The sequence below is a fragment of the Psychrobacter sp. AOP31-B2-9 genome (assembly GCF_052378005.1).
Classification (GTDB): Bacteria; Pseudomonadota; Gammaproteobacteria; order Pseudomonadales; family Moraxellaceae; genus Psychrobacter.
The window spans coordinates 1-8,349 of sequence record NZ_JBQSXG010000126.1 but is presented as its reverse complement, the minus strand read 5'-3'; the positions used below and the strand labels follow the sequence as shown (position 1 = coordinate 8,349).

General features: G+C 43.0%; 8 protein-coding genes. 3 read left to right on the top strand and 5 right to left on the bottom strand.

Annotated elements, in window-relative coordinates; all coding sequences use genetic code 11:
* The first annotated feature begins 13 nt into the window (after positions 1-13).
* The gene (locus ACT3SX_RS12080; protein ID WP_192520037.1) at positions 14-2,296 is read left to right on the top strand and encodes a cation:proton antiporter; all 2,283 of its coding nucleotides are present in this window, start codon (positions 14-16) and stop codon (positions 2,294-2,296) included.
* Between the two features lie 144 nt (positions 2,297-2,440).
* On the opposite strand, the gene tmk is transcribed toward ACT3SX_RS12080, so the two are convergent.
* Positions 2,441-3,142, bottom strand: coding sequence for a dTMP kinase (gene tmk / locus ACT3SX_RS12075; protein WP_442062502.1), 702 nt, complete (start codon positions 3,140-3,142; stop codon positions 2,441-2,443).
* 114 nt (positions 3,143-3,256) lie between these two features.
* Positions 3,257-4,537 (bottom strand): endolytic transglycosylase MltG, encoded by a 1,281-nt coding sequence (mltG, locus tag ACT3SX_RS12070; protein ID WP_442062505.1) that lies wholly within the window; start codon positions 4,535-4,537, stop codon positions 3,257-3,259.
* A 170-nt stretch (positions 4,538-4,707) separates the two neighbouring features.
* Here mltG and ACT3SX_RS12065 point away from each other — a divergent pair, with 170 nt between their 5' ends.
* Positions 4,708-5,472, top strand: coding sequence for a DpnI domain-containing protein (locus tag ACT3SX_RS12065; RefSeq protein ID WP_192520582.1), 765 nt, complete (start codon positions 4,708-4,710; stop codon positions 5,470-5,472).
* Here the strand turns inward: ACT3SX_RS12065 and ACT3SX_RS12060 are convergent.
* Complete coding sequence (locus tag ACT3SX_RS12060; protein ID WP_442069971.1) at positions 5,464-6,030, bottom strand: hypothetical protein; 567 nt, start codon at positions 6,028-6,030, stop codon at positions 5,464-5,466. The two genes, ACT3SX_RS12065 and ACT3SX_RS12060, sit on opposite strands and share 9 nt — an antisense overlap.
* A gap of 174 nt (positions 6,031-6,204) precedes the next feature.
* On the opposite strand from ACT3SX_RS12060, the gene ACT3SX_RS12055 reads away from it, so the two are divergent.
* Positions 6,205-6,390, top strand: a complete 186-nt coding sequence (locus tag ACT3SX_RS12055) for a DpnD/PcfM family protein (protein ID WP_192520584.1) — start codon at positions 6,205-6,207, stop codon at positions 6,388-6,390.
* A 3-nt stretch (positions 6,391-6,393) separates the two neighbouring features.
* On the opposite strand, the gene ACT3SX_RS12050 is transcribed toward ACT3SX_RS12055, so the two are convergent.
* Together ACT3SX_RS12050 and ACT3SX_RS12045 are read right to left on the bottom strand one after the other, a co-directional pair.
* Positions 6,394-7,392, bottom strand: coding sequence for an aminotransferase class IV (locus tag ACT3SX_RS12050; RefSeq protein WP_318779558.1), 999 nt, complete (start codon positions 7,390-7,392; stop codon positions 6,394-6,396).
* 15 nt (positions 7,393-7,407) lie between these two features.
* Entirely contained in the window at positions 7,408-8,076 is a 669-nt protein-coding gene (locus tag ACT3SX_RS12045; protein WP_192520585.1) for a hypothetical protein, read from the bottom strand.
* Between the last annotated feature and the right edge of the window lie 273 nt (positions 8,077-8,349).

Here is an 8,349-nt window from a genome sequence, read left to right as displayed (position 1 = left end):
AAAGGATCAATTTATGGATACCGCCCTATTATTATCTGGCGTGGTTGGGATCGGCATTGCCGCCCAATGGTTGGCTTGGTATTTAAAGCAACCGTCCATTTTATTTTTATTACTGATTGGTATTATCGTGGGCCCTGTACTGGGTATCTTCGATCCTGATTTAATATTGGGGGAGCTTATGTTTCCCTTTATTTCTTTGGGTGTGGCAATTATTCTTTTTGAAGGCTCTCTGACCTTAGAGTTCGATGAGATTAAGCAGCATGGTACAGTCGTACAAATGCTAGTGTCGGTCGGTGTCCTGATTACCATTGCTATCGTGGCATTATCGACTTATTTACTATTTGATGTCGATCCATTGATTGCGTTGCTATTCGGCGCACTGGTCTGCGTGACTGGTCCAACAGTTATTATGCCACTACTGCGCAGTGTACGGCCAAACAAGACGATATCAAACATCCTAAAATGGGAAGGTATTATCATCGATCCAATCGGCGCAATCGCCGTGGTATTGGTCTATGAATATATTATTTCTGGCGGTGAAGCTAGCAGTATCTTACTGTTTGCCAAAATCGTCGTACTAGCAACTGCCCTTGGGATGGCTGGTGCTTGGCTGCTCGCATTTCTCATGCGTCGCCATATGATTCCTGAGTTTTTGCGCAATGTCTTCACACTAGCCTTTGTGTTGGTCTTGTTTTCAATATCCAACCACTTAGAGCATGAGTCTGGTCTGTTGACCGTCACAGTATTGGGCGTGGCCTTAGCAAACTGGCCAAAATTCCCGCGTGAGACTATCTTAGAGTTTAATGAATCCTTAACCATCCTACTTATCTCTGTACTCTTTATCATTCTTGCTGCTCGTGTAGAGCTGGCAAGCTTAATGAGTGTCGGCTTTGCAGGATTGGTACTACTCGCTATCGTCATGTTTGTAGCACGTCCATTGTCTGTGTGGGCATCGGCTATCGGTTCAAACTTGAAGACTAGCGAAAAACTAATGATTAGCTGGATTGGGCCACGCGGTATCGTCGCTGCAGCTATTTCATCACTGTTTGCCATTCGTCTACAAGAGTACGATATTCAAGGTGTTGAGCTACTCGTACCCTTAGTATTTATGGTCATCATTGGCACAGTTATGATTCAAGGTATTGGCTCAAAAATGGTCGGTAATTTACTTGGTGTCCGTGAGCCTGAAACCAATGGTATCCTCATCGTCGGCTCCAACCCTATCGCGTTATTGATAGCCACATCTCTAAAAGACCAAGGCTTTGATGTCATCGTTGCGCACAACAACTATACCAATATCGCCCGTGCACGCATGAGTGGTTTGCGTACTTATTTTGGTAACCCCATCTCTGACCATGCCGATCACAACCTTGACCTTATCGGTATCGGTCGTCTGTTTGCCATGAGTATGGATAAAGAGATGAATACCTTGTCCGAGATTCATTATCGTCATGAGTTCGGTGAGCGTAAACTATATCGCCTCAAATTCAGTGATGAAAAAGTCAAAAGCGAGCGTGAAGACAAGCAGTCAAACTTTCAATCGCAGTGGCTGTTTGGCAAAGACGCAACGTACACCAAGCTGGCTAGCATGCTGTCTAAAAAGGCTCGCATCAAAATCACCAATATTACCGATAGCTACAGCTTTGAACAATACAAAGCGGATAACAAGCAGTTTGTGCCGCTATACACCATAGACAAAGAAGGCAAATTGCATGTCATCACCGACAAGTTCGATGGTACGGTACCACGTGATCGCAAGCTTATCTCACTGGTAATAGAGGATGAAGTACAGCCAAAACCAGTCGATGTCACGCCTAAGCAAGAACAGGCACGGATGGCCGCTGATGCCAGCTTTGAGTCCAGCTCAAAAGCGCCTGAAAAGCGTAAAGAAAATGAGCCGGTCGATGACAATTCTGAACAAACAGCTGATGATGATAACAATAGTGATGTCGCTAAACAAAATGGCGCCAGTGAGACAGCCACCAAACCAAGCAACAATACTGAACCGACGCACTCACCAACCACGGCGACAGACGAGACAAAAACAGTGCCTGATTCTGTGGTCAATACAGGAGTGATGTCAGCAAATTCAACCGCTGTATCCAAGACTAAAGCATCTGCCAGTAGCAGTGCCAACGGCAACGGTAATGCGCCTAAAACCAAGAAAGGCACGCTCGATCCTAATCGCTTTCCTGACTCTGGTAAAGACATGACGACCAACTCTGAGGTTGATATCGCTAAAGATACTGAGCCGAAGAACATGGATAATAGTGTAGGTGATAATATAGATAAATAGACGGCAATCGATAAAGCTGTTTCGTCCAACACATCCTAGTAACCAAAAAGCCCCAACACACTGTTGGGGCTTTTTGTTGCATGCTTATTTATAGCTAATACTGCAAACGAAGTTCATGCTGTCACTTTTTATAGCGATTTTACTCTATTTAATATCCAACTTATCTTGTACTGCCTGCCACACACGCGCACTCACCTCATCGGTACTTCCTGATGCATCAATACGCTGTATACGTTCGGGATACTGCGCGGCAAGCGTACCAAATCCTTGATGCACCCACGTAAAAAACTCAGTGGCTTGCTGCTCAAAACGATCCGCAGCACTGCGCTTATTAGCGCGTGCCATGCCTTCTAATACAGGCAAGTCTAACCACAATGTCAGCTCAGGCAACTGGGGCACAAATTGCTCGATAAGCGCATCAATCTTGGCTCGTACTGCTGCATCACCATGCGCACGACCAAAGCCCTGATAGGCAATGCTTGAATCAGTAAAGCGGTCGCATATCACCCATGTACCGCGTTGTAACGCAGGTAGAATGACTTGCTGCATATGGTCACAGCGCGCGGCAAATAGTAGCAATAACTCTGTATCGTCATTAATATCGGTCACAGGGTCTAGTAATATCTCTCGCAAACGCTCTGCAAACGGACTGCCACCCGGCTCACGGGTACGCAGATAGTCGATGCCATTGTCTTGTAGACGTGAGCACAGTTGATCAATAGCGGTGGTTTTCCCCACGCCTTCTGTCCCTTCAAAGCTGATAAAACGCCCTTGATTAGGCATAATATCGGGGTTTTCTTTAGGCGAGGTTGTTTGAGATAACTGCTCTTGTACAGGTGCTGACATGATATGACCTTGTGTCATTGATAAGCGTCATGTAGTTAGATAGCTAATGACACAACGCTCAGTAAATGATAGGTTTTTTGAGAAGCGATAGAAGTGCTGGCTTTATATACCAAGTTACTCTGCTGCTGCTTGTGCTTTCTTTTCGCGCATGACTTTTAAATAATCTTTTACCGCTTGGTTATGCTCAGCCAAGCTATTGGTAAATTTGTGACCGCCATTACCCGTCGCTACAAAATATAATGCCTCGCTGTCTGCTGGATGCAGAGTTGCCTCGATGGAGGCCGCAGATGGCAGTGCGATTGGCGTTGGTGGTAAGCCATCAATTTGATACGTATTATAAGACGTTTTTTCATTGATGTCCTGACGACGAATATTACCATCATAGCGGCTACCCATACCATAGATAATGGTCGGATCCGTTTGCATGCGCATGCCTTGATTCAGACGGTTTCTAAATACTGCAGACACCAACGGACGCTCTTCTGCTACGCCGGTTTCTTTTTCGATAATAGACGCCATCACTAGCGCTTCATAAGGTGTGGCATAAGGCAAGTCCGGTGCACGGCTTTCCCATGCATCATTTAGCGCTTGCTGCTGGCGTTTATACAAGTCAGTCAATACCTGTTTATCACTGGTGTTCTCACCATAATAATAAGTATCAGGGGCGAACCAACCTTCTAGATTATAATTGACGATAGCATCATCACTATCAGTCACAGAGCTTGGCAGTATACTACTTAGCTCTAACGCCTTAGCGATACTGGCATTGTCGCTACCCTCGATTAGCACTTCTTTTTTGATGCCATCATTAGCACGTAATATTTGATACAAGTCTTTCGAGGTTTTGCCTTCGATGATTTGTACTTTTACCATCGCTGCATCTGCCCCCTGTGCTAGCACTTGCAACGCCTCAGCCATGGTTGGGTTTTCTGGTAGTTGATAAATCCCAGCATGTAGTGGCGCATCGACTTGCGATTTGACATACATCTTAGCCACGCTCACCGAAAACAGCGGAATCTGCTGCTGCCACTGCGGCAGTAAGCCATAATAAGTTTGACCCTGCTCAATCGTAACCTTCTGCGCTGGTTGCTCGATACGTCCGAATAAGGTTTGATAAACCATCACTAAGAAAAATACAGCAATCAATCCAAGCACGAGCAACACCTGATATCCACGCTGCATAAAAAACGATTGATTGTCCACTTTATATTTACGTGGCTTGCTATCCCCGCTTATGAGTGAAACGTCTGTCGCTGGTTTTTCCTCCACTTCATCCACTATCGGTCGTGAGTCTGATAGTGTGGTATCGACACGCTCTTCAACACTGTTATCATACTTATTCGATGGTTCATCATTGGGACGTTTAGGAGGCGTTTCAGGTGTGGGCGTGCTCATGGCAACTCGCGAGGCAAATGTTTGCTAGAATTTAGCACTGAACCGTGCGATTTTCAATGTTATTTGCTTAGCTTATGCATTATCTTGCTAGCTAGGCACATTTATATGGCTTAATACTCATAGGCTATTGTCATCAATATTGACGTATCTATTAAGAATGAAAACATTTTATGAATCTACATTTCAATCAAAGTCTTGCTAAAAACTATAAGTCACCCAGCCAAATAATTCGAGTATTGAGTGAGAATTGGGTCGCAACCAATAGCTACTGCCCTAACTGTAACACTCAACCGTTATCAGAATTTACGAACGGTAAACCAGTTGCTGACTTTTATTGCGCAAACTGTAGTGAGCAATATGAGCTAAAAAGTAAAAAATCTAAATTAAGTAACATTATTAATGATGGTGCTTATAAGACAATGATTGAACGCATCAATAGTGAGGATAATCCCAATTTTTTCTTCCTGACATACTCAAAAGAGCTGACGGTAAATAACTTTTTAATTATTCCTAAGCAATTCTTTAAGCCTGATATTATTATCAAGCGTAAGCCATTATCAGCGACTGCCAAGCGTGCAGGTTGGGTCGGCTGTAATATCGACTTACGCCAAGTGCCAGAATCGGGCAAAGTGTTTTTGGTTAAAAATCAGCAAGTCATACCGCGCGATGATGTCACTCAACAATTTCAAAAAACCTTATTTTTACGTAAGCAAACTAATGCTTCTCGTGGTTGGACACTAGATGTCTGGCAGTGTATCGACAGACTTGATACGGATTTTTCGCTAAAGCAAGTTTATACTTTTGCTGATGAGTTAAAACGCAAACATCCCAAAAACAAACATATTCAAGATAAAATTCGTCAGCAATTACAAGTGTTACGCGATAGAGGCATTATTGAGTTTGTGAGCCGTGGCTACTATCGAAAGTTATACTAACCGCTTCTCGTTGTAGCGCTCAGGTCTCGGCTTTCCTTTTTTATCGCGGTACACATCAGTAATTAACTCATCTCTATCATCCCATAGCGGTAATCTTGCAGTAGCAACGAGACGCTGATGAAATTTATGCGCTGGGTAATTCCAATCAATCTCGTCATTAATTTTGAAAAAATGCTCTTCACGATAATCAACATAAGCGTTCATTCTATTTTTCACATAATCATTCCACTGCCATAAAAGCTGAACTGGATTGCGAGTAGGTTTGGTAAAAGCTTTTAAGTTGACCGTCAATGCACACATCACTAGCTCATCATTAGGAGTGACAGAAATACGCTGCTCAATAACCTCCTCTCGCGTGTACGCATACTCGAACATACCGCCAAAGGCTACAAACCTTTTAAAATCTAGTAAATACATCACACCAAATGATAATTGAGTATAAGGCGATAAATGCACAATTTCATCAGGCTTACTTCTAGCCAGTTGGCAAATTTCATCAAAAATCATCAAACGACGGATTTGTAGCGGAATTCGTTTATCTTCATAGACTGAGTGCATGCGATTTTATCCTTTTAAAACTTTTATGAAAAAAGGATCATTGATCGATTTGCGCTCAGACACAAGTCAACGTAACAAAATACGATCACTTCTTTTGAGCGCTTTTGCTAATCTATTTGGCATAGATAAAAAACAGATTTTGAGTATGACAATTTTTAATTATTGAGAACAGTTATGATAAAGAAAGGCGATTTGAATACTTATCAAATAGAGGTAGTCGAAACGATGAGTGCCATTATAGAAGTGGTTGCAGAAGATAGTGAAACAGCCCTACTAAAAGCGCGAGGAATATATCGAAACGAAGATATTGTTTTATACCCAGATGACTTTATCGACACTAAATTTAATATTTTTCAATAATAGCTAGACGGATTCAAACCTCACAATCTCACCCGATAGTAACGTCAAGCTACTCATTGGCATGACGCCACGCAGTGCATTGCAAAAGAAAATCTGCGTTAATTTAGGTAGATCATCATCTTGAAGCGACCTTATCACCACTGGGTATTGTGTCCTTGATAACGCATCGATAATGACTTGCCGCATGACACCATCGACACCCGATTGCGCCATAGATGGCGTATACCATTGGCCTGTCGTCAGATAGCTTGCATTGTCTTGATAATGTGGAAGCGTAGATGGTTTTTCTGATGCTGATGTTGTACAAGGCGATTCTGATAATTGATAAAACACATTACTCATCGTACCTTCGACCCACTGCCCGCTCATGTCACGTAGCAGACCCTCGCCGATGCTTTTTTCAGTTTTGAGTTTTGGTATTTGGGCTTTGATATCTTGCAACTCACCACTTGCTAGCACGTTATCTAAGCGATTGAGGGTTTTGAGCCCTGCCAGCGTTGATGGTAGACAGGAAATCTGCGACGACAGACAAACCGCAGTGCTAATAGGCTGTAAGGGAATGAAACGATCATCAGGTAGACGCAATTGCTCCGCTGTATCCACTCTCATCGCAGAAGGTTTGAGCCAAACCTCACAAGCACTACCAAACGCACTTGGCGTATAACAATAACCACGAATATCTTGTGTGCTGCGGGTGACAATCAGCTTGAGCATACCTTGTTGTAGCTGCTGAGCATGCGTCTGCAACTCATTTAATAATAAGTCGCTGTCTAGCTCGATATGTAATGCCTTGCTATGAGAAATAAGGCGCTGATGGTGATAATCTAACCACAATATTTGACCATCAATGACACCCATGGTGGTAAAAAACCCATCGCCGTAGGCCAGTCCACGATTGTCCAATGATAAACCAGCCGTCGAGGTATCTACTGTTGATTGATTCAACGTATTCTCTAGTGAATGCAGACACAACCAGCCAGTCGGCGAGGAATGAGCTGTCACTGTTTGATCATCGTCTTAGCTGTCATCGGTTGGGGCCTCAGATTTGTTAATGACCAACATACAGCTATAAAACTCACACTTTGCCAACTCGACCTTTTGACCACCGATGGTTTTATTTTTAACGATTTGCACATTGAGCATATCAGACACGAGATTACCCCCTTCATCACCCATCAATTCACGCGCGAGCTTATAGGCTTTTTCAGCATGCTCTTGGCTCAGCTCTTTTTCTTCATCAGAGTCGGTAGGGTTGGCAAAATACCAACCAAGCTCGAGATATTTTTCAGAATCAATAATATCTAAATAAGGCGCATCGGTATCCATAAAACGATACTTGGCAGCCGGATTACTGGCATAGTCTAAGCTGTTTTCATCGGTACTCACCACATTGCCAAAAGTCGCTTGGATACCCTCTAAATCATTAACATTGAGTGATTCTACATTTTCACTGCCCCATGCTGTGATATCATATTGCACTTGTTTGCCTGGCTGAACAGTTGCACCACTTACGTCAGTATCTGCTGCTGTCGTAGTTTCAGTTTCAGCAACGCTCTCCTCTCCAACTTCCGCATCGATACCTGCTTTATCTTGGACATCATCTACGCTGCTGTTACAGCCACTCAACGACACACCAACTGCCATTATCGTACCGACCAAAAAGGTCTGTAGGCTATTATTCCACATGGGCAATTTACTCACACTTTTAGATTTATCTCAAAATAACATTAACAAGCCGGCCAATATGCCACTGCTAATGCATAAGGTTTTTATAAATAAGTTGTCTGATGACTTTCTTGGATCTGCTGAACATTCAAAGTCAATTTATTATCACTTAATAGGACGTGTTGAACACTTTGATATCACATTTTATGTTACATAGTGTACCCAACTGCTTAACACTTGACCACCCTTTACGTTACGGATAACACTCCTAGAGAGTACATATTTGTTAATTAT